This window comes from Vibrio sp. AK197 (assembly GCF_053903115.1).
The window spans coordinates 498,983-517,204 of the sequence record NZ_CP096429.1; the positions used below are offsets into that span (position 1 = coordinate 498,983).

14 protein-coding genes and 1 riboswitch are annotated in these 18,222 nt (G+C 46.0%); all 14 genes read left to right on the forward strand.

The window, feature by feature from the left end; all coding sequences use genetic code 11:
- The first annotated feature begins 133 nt into the window (after positions 1–133).
- The 14 genes from M1D72_RS02330 (at position 134) to uca (ending at position 18,214) form a co-directional block, all read left to right on the forward strand.
- The gene (locus M1D72_RS02330) at positions 134–595 is read left to right on the forward strand and encodes a TetR/AcrR family transcriptional regulator (protein WP_390194738.1); all 462 of its coding nucleotides are present in this window, start codon (positions 134–136) and stop codon (positions 593–595) included.
- Positions 596–720: 125 nt separating this feature from the next.
- On the forward strand, positions 721–1,725 hold the full coding sequence (locus M1D72_RS02335) for a response regulator (protein WP_390194736.1): 1,005 nt from the start codon (positions 721–723) through the stop codon (positions 1,723–1,725).
- On the forward strand, positions 1,725–2,171 hold the full coding sequence (locus M1D72_RS02340) for a PAS domain-containing protein (protein ID WP_456295405.1): 447 nt from the start codon (positions 1,725–1,727) through the stop codon (positions 2,169–2,171). Before M1D72_RS02335 ends, M1D72_RS02340 begins: the two co-directional genes overlap by 1 nt.
- An 83-nt stretch (positions 2,172–2,254) precedes the next feature.
- Positions 2,255–3,730, forward strand: a complete 1,476-nt coding sequence (locus tag M1D72_RS02345) for an NAD(P)H-hydrate dehydratase (protein WP_456295406.1) — start codon at positions 2,255–2,257, stop codon at positions 3,728–3,730.
- Between the two features lie 371 nt (positions 3,731–4,101).
- Positions 4,102–5,145: a GMP reductase gene (locus tag M1D72_RS02350; RefSeq protein ID WP_456295407.1), complete on the forward strand. Its 1,044-nt coding sequence runs from the start codon at positions 4,102–4,104 to the stop codon at positions 5,143–5,145.
- 887 nt (positions 5,146–6,032) lie between these two features.
- Entirely contained in the window at positions 6,033–7,439 is a 1,407-nt protein-coding gene (locus tag M1D72_RS02355; RefSeq protein ID WP_456295408.1) for a mannose-1-phosphate guanylyltransferase/mannose-6-phosphate isomerase, read from the forward strand.
- 48 nt (positions 7,440–7,487) lie between these two features.
- Positions 7,488–8,924, forward strand: a complete 1,437-nt coding sequence (locus tag M1D72_RS02360) for a phosphomannomutase CpsG (protein WP_456295409.1) — start codon at positions 7,488–7,490, stop codon at positions 8,922–8,924.
- Between the two features lie 192 nt (positions 8,925–9,116).
- Entirely contained in the window at positions 9,117–9,875 is a 759-nt protein-coding gene (locus M1D72_RS02365) for a WecB/TagA/CpsF family glycosyltransferase (RefSeq protein ID WP_456295410.1), read from the forward strand.
- 347 nt (positions 9,876–10,222) lie between these two features.
- Positions 10,223–10,322: riboswitch (guanidine-I (ykkC/yxkD leader) on the forward strand.
- A 67-nt stretch (positions 10,323–10,389) separates the two neighbouring features.
- Positions 10,390–11,475 carry a putative urea ABC transporter substrate-binding protein gene (locus M1D72_RS02370; RefSeq protein WP_456295411.1) on the forward strand — a complete coding sequence of 362 codons (1,086 nt, stop codon included), beginning with the start codon at positions 10,390–10,392 and terminating at the stop codon, positions 11,473–11,475.
- A 35-nt stretch (positions 11,476–11,510) separates the two neighbouring features.
- A complete protein-coding gene (locus tag M1D72_RS02375) occupies positions 11,511–12,332 on the forward strand; it encodes an ABC transporter permease (RefSeq protein WP_456295412.1) in 822 nt (273 codons plus the stop codon).
- A gap of 2 nt (positions 12,333–12,334) precedes the next feature.
- On the forward strand, positions 12,335–13,126 hold the full coding sequence (locus tag M1D72_RS02380) for an ABC transporter ATP-binding protein (RefSeq protein ID WP_456295413.1): 792 nt from the start codon (positions 12,335–12,337) through the stop codon (positions 13,124–13,126).
- A 7-nt stretch (positions 13,127–13,133) separates the two neighbouring features.
- Positions 13,134–13,874: an urea amidolyase associated protein UAAP1 gene (locus M1D72_RS02385; protein ID WP_456295414.1), complete on the forward strand. Its 741-nt coding sequence runs from the start codon at positions 13,134–13,136 to the stop codon at positions 13,872–13,874.
- 12 nt (positions 13,875–13,886) lie between these two features.
- Positions 13,887–14,525 carry an urea amidolyase associated protein UAAP2 gene (locus M1D72_RS02390; RefSeq protein WP_456295415.1) on the forward strand — a complete coding sequence of 213 codons (639 nt, stop codon included), beginning with the start codon at positions 13,887–13,889 and terminating at the stop codon, positions 14,523–14,525.
- Positions 14,526–14,617: 92 nt separating this feature from the next.
- Positions 14,618–18,214: an urea carboxylase gene (gene uca, locus M1D72_RS02395; RefSeq protein WP_456295416.1), complete on the forward strand. Its 3,597-nt coding sequence runs from the start codon at positions 14,618–14,620 to the stop codon at positions 18,212–18,214.
- Positions 18,215–18,222 lie beyond the last annotated feature (8 nt).

The window sequence follows — 18,222 nt, forward strand, 5'->3', positions numbered from 1 at the left end:
ATACATATATATCAGATGCATGTATTTAGCCATAAATAAGTCGCTCTTACAACATGGACAAAAATAATCAAAGTTAAAAACATTATTTACTCAATATTAGAGTTTACGGATTTACAGAGAGAAGAGCTTAGACATGCCAAAGCGTAGTAAAGAAGATACAGAAATAACCATCCAAAAGATAATGGACGCTGTTGTCGATCAGTTGATTCGTCTTGGTTATGACAAAATGTCGTACACCACCCTGAGTCAGCAAACGGGCGTTTCACGAACCGGTATCAGTCACCACTTTCCTAAGAAGACCGATTTTACCTCGGCTCTTGATGGGCGCATCTTTAGAATGTTCGTACAATACCTTGATTTTGAAAACAAAATCGAAGATTTTACTGACAGTTGGATGAAAGCTTTAAACAATCAAGAGTTCTTAGCCATTTTGCGTTTACTGTTTCACCATATCGTTACGGCTCAACCTGCACACGATTTTGCCGCGAACGGAATTGAACGTTTGTATAAAACGACGGAAAATCAATTCGGTGATGAAAGTAAAAAGCAGCTCGAGTGGTTAGTCGGAAAGTCACTTATTTACATGGCAAAGTAACCGGTTACCATCCTTAAAAACCTTCTTCGGAAGGTTTTTTTATGCCCATTATTCCATACGTCATGCAGTTACCTATCTATATGTTACACTTAGTTTATTCATATTCTGACCGAAGGTAGGATTGCATGACATTTCCTGTTCTTATCTGCGATGATTCCGCACTCGCTCGAAAGCAAATGGCGCGCGCCTTGCCTCCCTCGCTTAACGCAGATATTCATTTTGCCGTTCATGGAAAAGATGCATTAGAACAGCTTCAAACCCAAGACTTTAAATTGATGTTTCTTGATTTAACTATGCCAGAGCTTGATGGGTTTGAAACATTAGAAGCGATGAACCAACGGCAGATCGCTGTTCCTGTTGTTGTGGTTTCGGGGGATATTCAGCCTAAAGCCAAAGAACGGGTACTGGGCCTTGGGGCTCGAGATTTTATCCAGAAGCCGATTGCGCAAGATCGCTTAAAAGATGTGCTCAGAGAGTTGGTTGAGCCGCAAAGCCAAGCGACGATCGTGACCCCGCGCAGTATTGAATTGCCTATTCTAAAGCGGCGAGATATCTACATGGAAGTCGCTAACGTTTCCATTGGTCGCGCTGCCGATGCGCTTGCGCGTCATTTTGATGTATTTGTAAACTTACCCCTACCGAACGTTAATATTTTTGAAGTCAGTGAGTTGCATATGGCGCTTCGCGATTTGGCAGACAATGACCAAGTCTCGGGTGTGTGCCAGGGGTTCAGTGGTGAGGGCATTGCCGGTGAAGCTCTGGTTTTACTCAGTGATTCCAGCGTTAGTGATTTGAAGCAACTTATGCAGGTTCCAGCAGACAGTGAAGAGCTTGAGGAGCTTGAGCTGTTAATGGACGTCTCCAATATATTGGTCGGTGCGTTTCTTAATGGGTTAGGGGAGCAAGCCGAAGTTCGCTTTTTTCAAAGCTCTCCAGTTTTGCTTGGACAACATATCTCGATCGATTCAGTGGTCGAAAATACCGCAGGTTCCTTTCACAAAACAATGACGTTTGAAGTCAGTTATACCATCGAAAATACATCGATTCGCTGTGATTTATTATTTATGTTTGTCGATGAATCTCTCCCCCTACTCGATAATAAGTTGGCTTACTTAATGGAGGACTTTTAATGGCTAGTCTCCCTGCTGAATTCGAACAGTTTCATTGGATGGTTGACATGGTACAAAACGTCGACCTTGGGCTTGTCGTTATTGACAAACACTATAATATTCAAGTTTGGAATGGTTTTATGACCCATCATAGCGGGTTACAAGCGCATGATGTATTGGGCAAATCGTTATTCGACGTGTTCAACGAAATTCCTCAAGAGTGGTTTAAACTAAAGACCAAACCTGTGTATGACCTCGGTTGCCGCAGTTTTATTACTTGGCAGCAGCGCCCCTATCTTTTTAAATGTCGAAATGTTCGTCCGGTCACTCAGCAAGCTGATTTCATGTATCAAAATGTCACGTTAAATCCAATGCGTACGCCGACCGGAGAAGTTCGTTCGCTATTTCTTTCCATTCAAGACGCGACAGCTGAGGCACTTATTTCCCGAGAAAAAACATCCGGCTAACATAACGTTTTTCGTCACGCGGCATACTATTACCATGTTTTAGGATTACGTCTTAACAGACAACCGTTTCTAAGGAGTAATCGATGTCATTACCTGAGCAATATTATTCTGCTGAGCAAGTCAAAGCCGGTGAAAAACTGGCCGCTCAAGCCAACGGAATTGAGTTATATACGTTAATGCAACGTGCTGGGCGCGCGGTTTTTGATAAGGTGAGCGAGCTTTACCCTCAAGCTAAACGGATGCTTGTGTGTTGTGGTGGTGGCAATAATGGTGGTGATGGTTATGTTGTTGCGTCACACGCAATCCAGGAGGGCTGGCAAGTTTCAGTGTGGCATATTGGTGATCAGCAAGCCATTCGAGGTGACGCCCAAAAAGCGTATCAACATTATATCGAAAACGGTGGGGGCATAGAGCCAGTCCAGGAGTCGCTTCCTGACGTTGATGTCGTTGTCGACGCTCTTTTGGGTACTGGCCTTAAAGGTCCGGTTCGTTCAGAACGCCTTGCTTTAATTTTGGCGATTAACCGCAGCCCCGTCCCTGTTGTCGCGGTGGACATTCCATCTGGTTTATGTGCTGACACTGGGGCAGTGTTAGGATGCGCGGTACATGCGAATCATACCGTGAGTTTTATTGGTTTAAAGCAGGGATTGGTAACCGGCAAAGCGCGAGATTACGTGGGTAAAGTGCACTACGCGAACCTTGGGGTGGAACAAGCCTTTATTCAAAGTTGCCAAAGCAACATCTCTTCGTTATCAAAATCGCTTCTTATTGATATTAATCAGCCTCGTAATAAAAGTGCACATAAAGGTGATTTTGGCAAAGCCGTCTTGATTGGCGGTCAATCAGGCACAGGCGGTGCTTTGCTACTTGCGTCTCAAGCATGTATACGCAGTGGGGCAGGCCTCACTGCGTCACTGACTCATAAGGATAATGCCCATGCTTCGTTGATTGCTTGCCCCGAAGTGATGGCTGGGGATTGGGAAGATACGGAATTGGTTGATAAGCGTTTGGAGTGGGCAAGCGCGGTGGGTATTGGTCCTGGGCTGGGGGCCGATGAAGCCGCGAAGGCGCGACTAAATAAAGTAATGGCGACCTCGTTGCCCAAGGTCGTGGATGCGGATGCGTTGACCTTACTTTCTCTGTATCCTAACCATGATGATAACCGTATTATCACGCCCCATCCAGGAGAGGCGGCACGGTTACTTAACACCACCGTGCAAACCATTGAAGCTGATCGCTATAAGTCGGTGGTATCTCTTCAAAAACGTTATGGCGGTGTCTGCGTATTAAAAGGTGCCGGAACCTTGGTCTGTGACGGACAGAAAACGTACGTTTGTTTGCATGGGAATCCAGGAATGGCAACAGGTGGAATGGGGGATGTGTTAACCGGCATTATCACCGCATTACTGGCCAATAAGTTCACGCTAAGCGAGGCTGCATGCATTGGTGTGCTGATCCACAGTTTAGCGGCGGACGCCGAAGCGAAAGCGAACGGAGAAAATGGCATGCTGGCGAGCGATATTTTTGTTCACCTTCGTAAAATTATGAACAGTTTGTGACCTATTAACGTCTTGAAAAGCGTCTGATTTATATGCATTTTGTGATGCTGGCTGGGTTAGCGGGTGAACATGGTGTGCGCTGAGAGGTAAATAATAGAGGTGATAATGGATATAACTTATTGTTATTTATTTAGAAAGTTGAATATTGAAAACAGATAGAAACACGGTGTATATACTCTAGAAGCGTATCACAAAAAAATTTCAAATATCAGTCTTGTCAGCAAAAATTCACAGCCTATAATGCTGAAAACCGGAGCGTCTGCCAACGCTCCGGTTTTTTTGTGTCCGATAATCAGTAACGATGTCTGCCAACATCGTTACTGCGCAATTGCCGAGGCACGAACATTTAGCTATTCAAGGAAAAATGCACAATGCGTATCGAACAAGAACTTAAGTTAGGTTTTAAAGATGTCCTGTTTCGCCCGAAACGTTCTAACTTAAAAAGCCGCTCTCAAGTAAATTTAACCCGCGAGTTTACCTTCAAGCATAGTGGTCGTCAATGGTCGGGTGTTCCAGTCATTGCGGCGAATATGGATTCAGTCGGTAGCTTTGAAATGGCCAAAGCGCTGGCGAAACATCAAGTGATGACGGCGATTCATAAGCATTACACGGTTGAGCAATGGGGTGAGTTTGTCGCGACTGCAGACACAGCAACGTTGAATAATGCCATGGTTTCAACAGGTACCTCAGATGCTGATTTTGAAAAAACGCAGCAGATTATGGCGCTTACCGATGAACTGATGTTTATCTGTATCGACATCGCAAATGGGTATTCTGAACATTTGGTCGAGTATGTTGAGAAAGTTCGTGCCCACTTTCCGGATAAAGTCATCACCGCGGGGAATGTTGTCACTGGCGATATGGTTGAAGAATTGATCCTTGCTGGTGCGGATATTGTTAAAGTCGGAATTGGGCCGGGCTCAGTATGTACGACTCGTGTCAAAACCGGTGTTGGCTATCCGCAGCTGTCCGCCATTATTGAGTGTGCTGACGCCGCACACGGCTTAGGCGGCCGTATTATTGGTGATGGTGGTTGTACTTGTGCAGGGGATGTGTCCAAAGCTTTTGGTGGTGGTGCCGATTTTGTGATGCTCGGTGGTATGCTTGCTGGGCATGAAGAAGCGGGTGGTGAACTTATCGAAAAAGACGGCCAAAGCTTTATGAAATTCTACGGCATGTCTTCTCAGTCGGCGATGGACAAACACTCTGGCGGCGTCGCCAAGTACCGCGCGGCTGAAGGAAAAACCGTACTATTGCCATACCGCGGTCCTGTAGATAATACCATTCAAGATATCCTTGGTGGCGTGCGCTCAACCTGTACATACGTAGGCGCAGCGGCGCTTCGCGAGCTAACAAAGCGCACAACTTTCATCCGCGTGAGAGAACAAGAAAACAACGTTTACGGTAAAGAGTAAACGGGTTAATTATCGTAAAAATCGAGTTAACTAGAGCCGCCTATCGCGGCTCTTTTTTTGGTTCAAAATTGGTTGAGTGATAACAGTTCGCTAACAGATTTTTTGACGGTTGGGGAAGTTTCTCTACACCAATGCCACCAGTTATGCGCTCAATTTGTGCGGGCTCCCTAGTATTATGGATTTCTCGTTGTGTTTTTGCTACGAACCTAATTCGTTTTTGCAAGAAAATAAGCTATTTCATATTGATATTTCGATAAAGATTTAGGTTTTAGCGAAATGATTTAAATGAAAATATGGCGTAAAAATTACTCTTTTATCGTGTTCTACCTTCCTGATTAGAAAATAGTTAATCTATATAATTAATTGTATTGTTTAATGAATTTTTATTTTTAATTTTTATTAATGTCGCGTATCTTTAGTCTAAGAGGGCTTAAGTTTAGAGTGAATGTATCATTTTAAATCCAATGTGGAATGGAGCTATTGTAAAGCTTAGTATTAGCGAGGTGGTTTCACCTTTAGAGTGTTAATTTATCTATTTGATATTTAGTTATTTTATGGTTTTTCTATTCTTGATTGATCGTTGAGTGGTTATTTAGCTAAGTCATATTCAGTAGATTTTTTCTACACTATTTTTAGTGACTGTTTTTATTGGATGTCATTCGTTATCTTCATATTGATAATTAATCTCATGATCTTCATTTCCTTTTTCCTACTTCAAATATAACGTTTATCTAGATTGGTATATCAAGGATGTTAATTAACATTGCTGTTGTGGAGTATGAAAAACGCTTAATTAGTTTTTGCTTTTTCGATCAGCGTTCGCAACGGTTTATTTTAAATATGACCGATTCTGTAAATATCGATAAGCACTAAACGGAACGAAAATTATGGAAAATATTACTCCTGTGATTATGGCGGGTGGCGCTGGTTCACGGCTTTGGCCTATGTCGCGTACGCAAAGACCCAAGCAATTTTTGAAATTGATCAGTGACAAAAGCATGCTGCAAGAAACGGTGCTGCGTGCCGATACGCTGGCTTCGCTGCCGAATATCGTCATCTGTAATGAAGAGCATCGATTTTTAGCTGCTGAGCAGCTGCGGGAAATCGATAGACTTGGGCAGATCATATTAGAGCCTGAAGGTCGTAATACCGCCCCCGCTATTGCCTTAGCTGCGCTTTATCTAAGGGCTCACAGCGAAGATTCACTGATGTTAGTACTTGCCGCCGATCATGTCATTACTGACCAGGACGCATTTGAGAGCAGTGTTAAGCAAGCGGTAAAGGCGGCAAAACAGGGAAAGATGGTGACGTTTGGTGTGGTGCCAGATCATCCTGAAACAGGCTATGGGTACATAAAGCGTGGCGAGAGTCTGGGAAGTGTATACCAAGTTGAGCAATTTGTTGAAAAGCCTGACTTGCCTCTCGCTGAGCAGTATGTCGCCTCTGGGGAGTTTTATTGGAACAGCGGTATGTTTCTGTTTAAAGCCTCGCGCTATCTTGAAGAACTGTCGCAGTATCGCCCCGATATTTTTGAAATTTGTCAGCAAGCCGTGAGTGATCCCAGCAGCGACATGGATTTCGTGCGAGTGGATGAAAGTATATTTGCTCGTTGTCCGAGTGATTCTATCGACTACGCGGTGATGGAACAAACCCAAAGTGCTGTCGTAGTGCCGCTTGATGCCGGCTGGCATGACATTGGTTCTTGGGATGCGCTTTGGGATATGGTCGGCAAAGATGGCTCAGGGAATGTAAAGCGTGGCGATGTCCTTACCCACGATTGTCTCAACAGCTATTTCAACGCCGAAGACAAGATGATCGCTGCAGTGGGGGTTGACGATATAGTGGTGGTGGAAACCAAAGATGCGGTGTTGATTGCTGATAAACATCATGTTCAGGACATCAAGCAAATCGTGGAACAACTTAAATCAACTGGGCGCAGCGAACACTATGTACATCGTGAGGTATATCGCCCTTGGGGTAAGTATGACTCGGTGGATGTGGGTGCTCGCGACCAAGTTAAGCGTATCACGGTCAATCCTGGTCAAAAACTTTCCCTTCAGATGCATTATCACCGCTCGGAACATTGGATTGTCGTCGCCGGAACCGCCAAAGTTACCACGGGTGAGAACACCAAATTGGTGAGTGAAGATGAGTCAATTTATATTCCGCTGGGCTCAGTTCATGCGCTAGAAAATCCCGGCAATATTCCACTTGAGATGATTGAAGTACAAACCGGCAGTTACCTTGGTGAGGACGATATTGTGCGATTTGACGACCGCTATGGGCGAAAATAGCAACCTCCGGCAAACCTACATATTTGATCTATCAACCAAGGAGACATTATGGCAACCACAGAATCACTGTCGTGCTTTAAAGCATACGATATTCGCGGCAAATTGGGCGCGGAGTTGAATAGTGATATCGCTTATCGAATTGGCCGCGCGTATGCTCAATTTACCAAGGCGCGGCGTGTGGTCGTCGGTGGAGATGCTCGGGAAACCAGCGCTGAGCTCAAGCATGCCTTAGCCGAAGGGTTGCTCGACGAGGGCTGTGATGTGATTGATATTGGACTGGTTGGTAGTGAAGAAATCTACTTTGCGACTTGGCAGCTCAATCTTGATGGCGGCATTATCGTAACAGCATCACATAATCCAATGGATTACAATGGTATGAAACTGGTGCGAGAACGCTCAAAGCCCATCAGCAATGATTCAGGACTCAATGAAATAAAGTGTTTAGCCGAACGTAATGGCTTTGATGCTTCAGCCGTTCGCGGCGAGTACCAGACTCGCTCAAATTTAACCGCTTACGTGGATCACCTGCTGTCGTATATCGATACCGCAAAACTAAATCCGTTTAAGTTAGTCGTGAATGCGGGGAATGGCGTAGCAGGTCGTGTGATTGATGAAATTGAGCGTCGCTTTAAGGCGCTTGGCGTCCATATTGAATTTATCAAACTCAACCATGCTCCAGACTCAAGCTTTCCTAACGGTATCCCCAATCCGCTACTGGTGGAAAATCGTGAGCAAACCGCGGAGGCAGTACGCAAACATCAGGCGGATATAGGTATTGCATGGGATGGTGACTTTGACCGTTGCTTCTTTTTTGATGAACACGGTGGTTTTATTGAAGGCTATTACATTGTGGGCCTGCTTGCCGAAGCATTTTTGCAAAAGAATAGCGATGAAACAATTATTTACGACCCGCGTGTATATTGGAACACCGAGGCGACGATTACTGAGTGTGGTGGTCGGGCGGTGATGTCGAAAACTGGCCATGCGTACATCAAAGCACGTATGCGTGAGGAAGATGCCATTTATGGCGGCGAGATGAGCGCCCATCATTACTTTCGCGATTTTGCCTATTGCGATAGCGGAATGATTCCTTGGTTATTGGTGATTGAACTGTTAAGTGTCAAGGGTATGCGGTTGAGTGAATTACTTGGTGACGGTATGGCACGCTTTCCAAGTTCTGGTGAAATCAATTTTCGAGTCAATAACCCAGCTCAGATTATGAGTCGTATTGAGCATTATCCTTGGTGCCAGCCAGTGAGCATTTCTTATATTGATGGTTTAGATATGTGCTTTGAAGATTGGCGTTTTAATGTACGTATGTCTAATACCGAACCCGTTTTACGTTTAAATATTGAAACCAAACACAAGGCTAAGTTGTTAGAGGAGAAAGTCCAGCAGTTGAAAGACTTGATCGCCGAGTGTGATGCGCCAAATGACGATCCGGCTCGAAAACGGCAACGCAGTGGTTCTTTTCTTAAACAGTAGCTATCGATTGGTTAACTTGTGTTACTTATGATTTTCATTGTGACTGACATTCTGCGGTCAGAATATTAACCGTACGCTAATACAGACATAGCGTGAGTTAATTACGGTGAGTTAGGCCTTATAAAAACCATCGGCTTGGTCGTAAACGTCGTTCTTAATTGAACTCTTTCTGGCGTGTTAGGGAGCAAGACAATGAATCAAAGTGATCCATTTACTACCGTGTTTGGGATTCGATTTTTTAATATCGGTTTAAACTCGATGGCGGATGATATTTTAGGTGGGAAATACAATCAAAAAATGATTGTGACTCCCAATGTTGATCATGTTATTCGTTATGAAAAAGATCGGCATTTTCATGATATCTACGCTAAAGCCGATGTGTATTTAAACGATTCGCGTGTACTCAAATTATTTTCACAAGCGATAGGTAATCCAATTAATAGTCTGGTGTCAGGAAGCGACCTAACCGAACGTCTATTTGAGCAACTTACGAGCCATCAATCAATATCGGTCGCCATTATTGGAGCCAGCGAAGAGGTGGTTGCCAAAATCGCGGAGATTTATCCGATTGCTAAACTCACTCATCATAATCCACCGATGGGATTTGATAGTGATGAACGACAAATCGATAAATGCGTCGCAGTGTGTCAGCAAGCCAATGCCGATATCGTTTTCTTGGCGGTTGGGAGTCCTAAGCAAGAAATTGTTGCTGATCGATTACGCGCACAAGGAGTGAGTGGTTGCTACTTGTGTATTGGTGCATCGCTGTTGTTTTTGGCTGGTGAAGAGAAGCGGGCTCCGGAATTCGTGCGTCGTGCAAATTGCGAGTGGTTGTTTCGTTTGGCACAAAGCCCCAAGCGTTTGGCCAAGCGCTACCTGGTGGATGGTTGGCAGATTGTACCGATTGTGCTTAAAGAGCGCCAAGCGTTAAAGAGGCCGAGTACACACTAAACACAAAGAGACGCAGCACAGTGCGTTAACCGGCCTAAACACATTGAGATCTTCTTGAGTCAAGAACTCGCTTCTGACGTTCCAGTTGTACCACGGGTTGCCTCTTTGTTCGGTTTGTTATCGGATTGATGGGTGATGGCGATCTGTCGTTCTTGTTTCTACCATGCACTACATTGGGGCTTTCTCTGAGGTTTATTGGTGCGTTCATTGTGCATTTGCGAGAAGCATTTTTTTAATTTGTTGAAAAATAGATGAAAATTTTCATGGCATCAGTTTTGCTTTGGTTGACGTGTTCGTAGCAAAGAGTCATTAACCAGTGAATAGGAGCAAGCTGGATACAATTCGGTAAAATAGACATCTAGGGTTCCGGCTAATTGCGGTTAGCGACTGGTCCGAGAGTTGTCAACCTCTTATGAGGTCACACGGCGGGACAAAAGCCCGGGAGGCCAACCAATTTCATTGGTTATGTCTCTGCGCGCTTGTTCAATTATGTGATTCACATTGGAGGTGGTCCATGTCACTTTTCTCTAAACGCTCGCTTATTTCAATCGCTTTATCCGCTAGTGCGCTCAGCACGTCTTTTATTTCCTCAACTGCGCTCGCAGAAGAAAAACAAGATTTTACTATCGCTTGGTCGATCTACGTTGGTTGGATGCCATGGGATTACGCACAATACAGCGGAATTATCGATAAATGGGCAGATAAATATGGCATTAACATCGATGTCATTCAGGTAAACGACTACGTTGAGTCTATCAACCAGTACACTGCCGGTCAGTTTGACGCAACGGTCATGACCAACATGGACGCGTTGACGATTCCAGCAGCAAGCGGTGTCGATTCAACGGCTGTTATTGTTGGCGACTTCTCAGATGGTAATGATGGTATTGTGATGAAAGGTGACAATCAGTCACTGGAAGACATCAAGGGCCAGAATGTCAATCTGGTTGAATTAAGTGTCTCTCACTACTTACTGGCTCGAGGCCTTGAAAGCGTCGGTCTTAGTGAGCGAGATGTGAAAGTCGTCAACACTTCAGATGCCGATATGGTCGCGGCATTCACCACAGATGATGTCACTTCTACCGTCACCTGGAACCCGCTGCTTAGCGAAATCAAATCCCAACCTAATAGTACCCTCGTTTTTGACTCCTCGAAAATCCCCGGGGAAATCATTGACCTGATGGTCGCCAACACCGAAACGCTGCAAGATAACCCGGCTCTGGGCAAAGCGTTAACCGGTGCATGGTATGAGATCATGTCGCTCATGTCTGGTGAAGACAAAGCCGCGGCTGATCAAGCAAAAACCTATATGGCGAAAGCATCTGGTACCGATTTAGCGGGTTATAACGACCAACTGGCGGCAACTAAGATGTACTTCTCACCAGTAGAAGCGGTTAATTTTACGACAAGCGAAGATTTGAAATCGACGATGCAAAAAGTCGCGCAATTTTCCTTTGATCACGGCCTGCTTGGTGAAAGTGCGCCAGATGCGGGCTTTATCGGTGTTGAAACACCTTCTGGTGTCTATGGTAACCCGGGCAATATCAAACTACGTTTCACTGCCGAATACATGCAAATGGCAGCAGACGGTAAATTATAAGTTTCGATATTTTCCCCAGAGTTTCAGGAGTTGCCATGACAAAACTCATCAATCGTCAACCTTCCCGCATTAGTAAGGTCATGCTGGGTTTAATGCCGTTTATCATATTGCTGTTTGTTTATATGACGGCATCGGATGCCCGTTTGGCGGAGAACCCATACGATAAATTGTTACCCGCGTTCAGCAGCTTTGTTGATGCCATTGAGCGAATGGCATTTACTCCGAGCAAACGCACTGGCGACTACCTGTTCTGGACTGACACTTTAGCCAGTTTGCAACGTTTAGCGATTGGGGTCGGTGCGAGTGCCTTGTTCGGTTTAGCCATCGGCGTCGCGAACGGGATGTTACCGGTTGTTCGTTCTTCGCTCTCTCCACTGGTCACCGCGATTTCTTTAATTCCACCAATGGCGATACTTCCGATTTTGTTCATCACTTTTGGCTTGGGTGAAGTGTCCAAGGTCGTCCTCATTTTTATTGGCATTTGCCCAATTATCGTTAGGGATCTTCAACTTAAAGCTCAGTCACTGCCTCAGGAGCAGTTGATCAAAGCGCAAACGCTTGGCGCCAACAGCTGGCAAATTATTGTTCGAGTTGTGTTGCCACAGATATTCCCTCGATTGATTGAAGCGGTTCGCCTGACATTGGGCAGTGCATGGCTGTTTTTGATTGCTGCCGAGGCGATTGTCGCCACCGATGGCCTGGGTTATCGAATTTTCCTTGTCCGTCGTTATTTGTCGATGGATGTCATTCTTCCATACGTTGTCTGGATAACCATTCTTGCTTTCACCATGGATTGGTTATTAAGGAAACTGTCTGAGAAGGCATGCCCTTGGTATCACGAAGCTCAGGGAGAATAAGCATGAATATAAGAAAACCGATCATTGAGGTTAAGCAGGTCTGGAAAGAATACGGCGATAACATCGTTTTAGAGAAACTCAATCTCGATGTTTATCCTGGTGACTTTGTCAGCATCGTTGGCGCTTCAGGTTGCGGCAAAACGACCATGCTTAACATGTTACTGGGTACAGAAAAGCAGACTCGTGGGGAGATCTTACTTGATGGCCAGCCGTTATCAACAGAGCCTGGTATCGAACGGGGTATTGTCTTTCAAAAGTATTCTGTGTTTCCTCACCTCACATCACTAAAGAATGTCATGTTGGGCAAGGAGTTACAATCAAGCAGTGTTTTGACCTCATTAACCGGTCGTGGCTTTGGAGCCAACAAGAAAAAAGCGCGGGAAGACGCAACGGCGATTCTCAAGCAAGTCGGGCTGGGACACGCTTTGGACAAATATCCTCATGAGCTTTCCGGTGGAATGAGACAACGCTTATCGATTGCTCAGGCTTTGATTAAAAAGCCCCGTATTTTGCTCCTTGATGAGCCGTTTGGCGCCCTTGATCCAGGCATTCGAAAAGACATGCACAGCTTAATTAAATCACTTTGCCACGAACAACAGCTCACCGTGTTCATGATCACTCATGACCTCAGTGAAGGTTTTCACTTAGGCAACCGGTTGTGGGTGTTTGATCATGTAAGAAATGACGAACAGGCTCCGGAACGCTTTGGCGCGCAGGTTACGTTTGATATCGATTTGAGAAAACCAGAGCAAGCCGAAGTAGTAAACACTTTATTAGAAAAGAAAATTGCATAGGAGGACAATGATGTCGTCTAAAACACCGATTTTTACCGATACGATTCCAGGGGCCGCACACTGGTCAATGGTTATTCCAAAAGGACATGTATTACAAGCTAAGGACCTAGAAGGTGGTGCTAATCTGAGCATGTTGTTCTACAACCCGACCAACTTGCTGGAGCGCTATAATGCGCCTGACTCACTCAAGGGCCAACACACGTTTAAACTGACCGCCGGGCATTGCCTTTATTCAGATATGGGGCGCGTATTCTGCTCGATAGTTCGTGATGATACCCATTGGATTGACTCCGTCTGTGGCGTTGCCAACAAACAAAAAGTCGCTGAAAAATGGGGTGAACGTGACTATCAAAAAGACAGAAACCAGTGGAACCAAAATGGCTATGACGCGCTGCTAGTCGAAGTAGCGAAATACGGCCTAGGTCAACGCGATCTTGCCGCTAATCTGAACTTGTTCAGCTGTGTAAAAACTGACGAAGATGGCAACCTGCAATATGTAGAGGATCACAGTAAAGCAGGCGATTGTATCGAGCTGCGTTTTGAAATGGATACCTTGGTGGTGTTAACCACTTGTCCACACCCAATGAACCCGGCAGAAGACTACCCATTTAAACCCGTTGAACTTGCGCTGTTTGAAGCACAACCCGTCCGTGAAGATGACGCTTGTGTGACCTCTAGAGAAGAAAATGGTCGAGGTTTTGAAAACAACCGCCGTTACCACATGCACTCAGCGTGTCGTCATCAGTAAGGAGGATGAAAGATGATTGTTGAAAGTAAATTAGAGCCTCAAACTGCAATTCGCCGAGACATCGTGCCTGCTGGTGATTATTACATGAAAGTGGTTAAAGCCGGTCAGACATTCCGTATCCTCGATTTGGAAGGAAACCAGGCCGCCGACACGTTGTTTTATAATGCCAATGATCCGGCAGAACGTTACAGCGCTATTGATACCATTCGCGAGCAGGGGAATGTGTACCTGAGTGCTGGTACTAAGATTTTATCAAATCATGGTAATGAGATGCTGCAAATTGTGGCGGATACCTGTGGTCGTCACGACACATTAGGCGGTGCCTGCGCGACGGAGAGTAATACCGTGCGTTATGCAATTGAAAAAAAATGCATGCACGCCTGCCGTGATAGCTGGTTATTGGCTGTTGCTGAAAACGAAGAGTTTGGCATGAGCAAACGCGATATCACGCACAACATCAACTTCTTTATGAATGTGCCAATCACCCTAGCAGGGGGATTAACCTTTGAAGACGGGATCAGTGCGCCGGGCAAGTACGTGGAACTAACCGCCAAGATGGATGTGATCGTTCTAATTTCAAACTGCCCTCAATTGAACAACCCATGTAATGCCTACAACCCAACGCCAGTTGAAGTCTTGGTGTGGAATTAAACTCAGCGCATCCACAATAGAGTCGGGGACGACCCCATACTTTGACTCTGAGTTTTTAGCCGGGACGACCCGGACAAGAATTGGAATCGTCTATGTTTAACAAGGTACTTATCGCAAACCGTGGTGCAATTGCTACTCGAGTCATCAGAACGCTAAAAAAACTGGGTATCACCAGTGTCGCGATTTACAGTGAAGCAGATTCACAAAGTCGTCACGTCACTCAGGCTGATGAAGCCTACTCATTAGGCCAAGGCGCAGCTGCGGAGACTTACCTCAACCAGAAAAAAATCATCGATATTGCCAAACAGACTGGCGCTGAAGCGATTCACCCTGGGTATGGCTTTTTAAGTGAGAACCCAGATTTCGTCGGCTTGTGTGAAACTCACGGTTTGGTGTTCCTTGGTCCAACGCCGGATCAAATGAATGTTTTTGGCCTCAAACACTCCGCTCGTGCCATTGCCGAGACATCTGGCGTCCCTCTTTTACCCGGCACCGAACTGCTTAAAGACAAACAGCAAGCGTTAGATGAAGCCAACGCCATTGGCTATCCAGTTATGCTGAAAAGCACTGCTGGTGGTGGTGGCATCGGTATGCAGTGCTGCTACGATGCGTCGTCACTGGCTGCGGCTTTTGATTCAGTGAAACGCCTGAGCGAGAACAATTTCAGCAACAGCGGCGTGTTTATCGAAAAATTTATCGAACGTGCACGCCATATTGAAGTGCAAATTTTTGGAGACGGACAGGGAACCGTTGTGGCGCTTGGTGAGCGAGACTGTTCTTCTCAGCGCCGTAACCAGAAGGTGATAGAAGAGACACCCGCCCCTAACTTGAGCGAGAAAACCCGCCAATTTCTGCACCAGACGGCCATTAACCTTGCTAAACAAGTGAATTATCGCAATGCAGGTACCGTTGAGTTCGTAGTTGACCAAACCACCGAAGAATTTTACTTCCTGGAGGTGAATACTCGCCTACAGGTTGAACATGGCGTGACCGAAGAAGTGTTTGGTGTCGATCTGGTTGAATGGATGGTGAAGCTCGGTGCTGGCGATTTAACTCAGGCAGAGCTTCGCAAAGAACGTGAGCCCAAGGGGCATGCCGTGCAAGTGCGTCTGTACGCCGAAGATGCCAACAAAAACTTTCAGCCGTGTGCAGGGCTGCTCAGTCACGTTGAATGGCCACGAGTCGATGGGCTGCGCATAGAGCACTGGATTGAAGCGGGCGTCGAAGTTTCACCTTTCTTCGACCCGATGCTAGCGAAAATCATCACACTGGCAGAAACCCGAACTAAAGCCTTGGACAAAATGTCCGAAACGCTGCAAACCCTAACTATTTATGGTATCGAACATAACCAGAAATACTTACAGCAACTGATTCAGTCTGATCTCGTTCAAAGTGGCATGGTTCTGACCCGCTCTCTCAATGACTTTGTTTATCAACCATCGTCTGTTGATGTGCTCAGTGGGGGGACCCAGACAACCATTCAGGATTACCCTGGCCGTTCAGGCTACTGGCATGTTGGTGTTCCGCCTTCAGGCCCGATGGATTCACTTAGCTTCCGTCTTGGTAACCAAATGCTCAAGAATGAGGAAGCTTGCGCAGGTCTGGAAATCATCATTTCTGGTCCAACACTCAAATTCAATATTGACCAATCCTTTGTCCTTACTGGAGCACATCTTGATGCCACGCTGGATGGTATCGCTATTGAACACGGTGTAGTGACAACAGCGAAAGCGGGGCAAATTCTGAAAACTGGATTTGTCAAAGGGAATGGGGCGCGCAGTTACCTGCTGTTTGAAGGTGGAATCCAATGCCCAGATTATCTTGGCAGTAAATCAACCTTTACATTAGGTCAGTTTGGCGGACATGCCGGTCGCGCCATTGTTGCCGGTGATGTATTGCATGTTAAAGGAGCTGTTGCAGACTCTGGCGTTGAAGGGACACAGGTTCAATTACCCACCCTGACGACGGAATGGACAGTACGCGTGATTTACGGCCCGCATGGGGCTCCGGACTTTTTCACTGATGAAGACATTGAAGCCTTTTTCTCTGCGACGTGGAAAGTGCATTTCAACTCAAGCCGCACAGGTGTTCGTCTTATTGGTCCTAAACCAAACTGGGCACGTCAGGATGGGGGGGAGGCTGGGCTGCACCCTTCGAATATCCACGATAACGCCTATGCCGTAGGTACCATCGACTTTACTGGTGATATGCCAGTAATTTTGGGCCCTGACGGTCCAAGCTTAGGCGGTTTCGTTTGCCCTGCAACCATCATTAAAGCCGATTTATGGAAAGCCGGCCAGCTTAAGGCGGGCGATAAAATACGTTTTGTCCCGGTAACCATTGAGCAAGCTGAAATGGCAGAACGCGCTCAACTTGATGGTATTGCATCGCTCAATATTGAAGAAGCTGAGCTGGAAGCGGCAGAGCTATCATCACCAGTAATCAAAACGTTACCTAAAGAAGTCTTTGGTGAAGACGTGGTGTATCGTCCGAGTGGCGAAGATTTCTTACTGGTCGAATATGGTCCGCAAGTGCTGGATATTCGTCTTCGCTTTCGTGTGCATGCCCTGATGAGGAAGATTGAAAACAGGAATATTGACGGTGTGAAAGAGCTAACCCCAGGCATTCGTTCTCTGCAAATTCACTACGATAACCTGACTCTGCCTCGCGATAAATTACTCAAATATCTAGAGCAACTGGAAATGCAGTTGACCGATATTGATGCGCTGACGGTGCCAGCTCGTGTGGTGCATATTCCGCTGTCGTGGGATGACGAAGCAACACGTTTAGCGATTCAAAAGTATGACGAAGTGGTGCGCAAAAATGCACCGTGGTGCCCGGATAATATTGAGTTTATTCGTCGTATTAATGGCCTAGATTCGGTCGAGGAAGTGAAAAAGATTGTCTTTGATGCCAGTTACTTAGTGATGGGCTTGGGAGACGTTTATCTGGGCGCGCCAGTGGCGACGCCAATGGATCCTCGCCACCGTCTGGTGACGACAAAATATAATCCGGCAAGAACCTGGACCCCTGAAAACGCGGTTGGTATCGGCGGCGCCTATCTTTGTGTTTATGGTATGGAGGGCCCGGGCGGCTATCAGTTTGTTGGCCGAACTTTGCAGATGTGGAACCGTTATCGTCAAACCAAAGAGTTCGAACAGCCCTGGCTATTACGATTCTTTGACCAAATCAAGTTTTACGAAGTCAGTGCAGAAGAGCTGCTGGAAATACGACGTAAGCATCCATTGGGTCAATACCCACTGCAAATCGAAGAGACGGACTTTTCACTGGCGAGTTATCAGTCTCTGATTGATGCGCACTGTGAGGAAATTGATGCTTGTAAGGCGCGTCAGCAAACTGCTTTTGAGGCCGAGCGTCAGCGCTGGGTAGAAAGCGGACAAGCAAACTTTGTTATTGAAGAAGCCGAAGAAGAAGAGCAGGAACAATTGGTGCTCGAAGACGGGCAGGCTCTGGTTGAAAGCCATGTTGCTGGTAATGTCTGGCAAGCATTAGTGAAACCAGGGGATAGCGTTAAAGCCGGGCAGGTCATTATGGTTCTCGAAGCGATGAAAATGGAACTTGAAGTGGTCGCTTCAGAGTCGGGCGTTGTTGATCTGGTCTGCGCCGATAAAGGGGCACAGGTCAGTGCTGGTCAGCCTCTTGTCATTATAAATACTCAAGCAGCATAAGGAGTAAA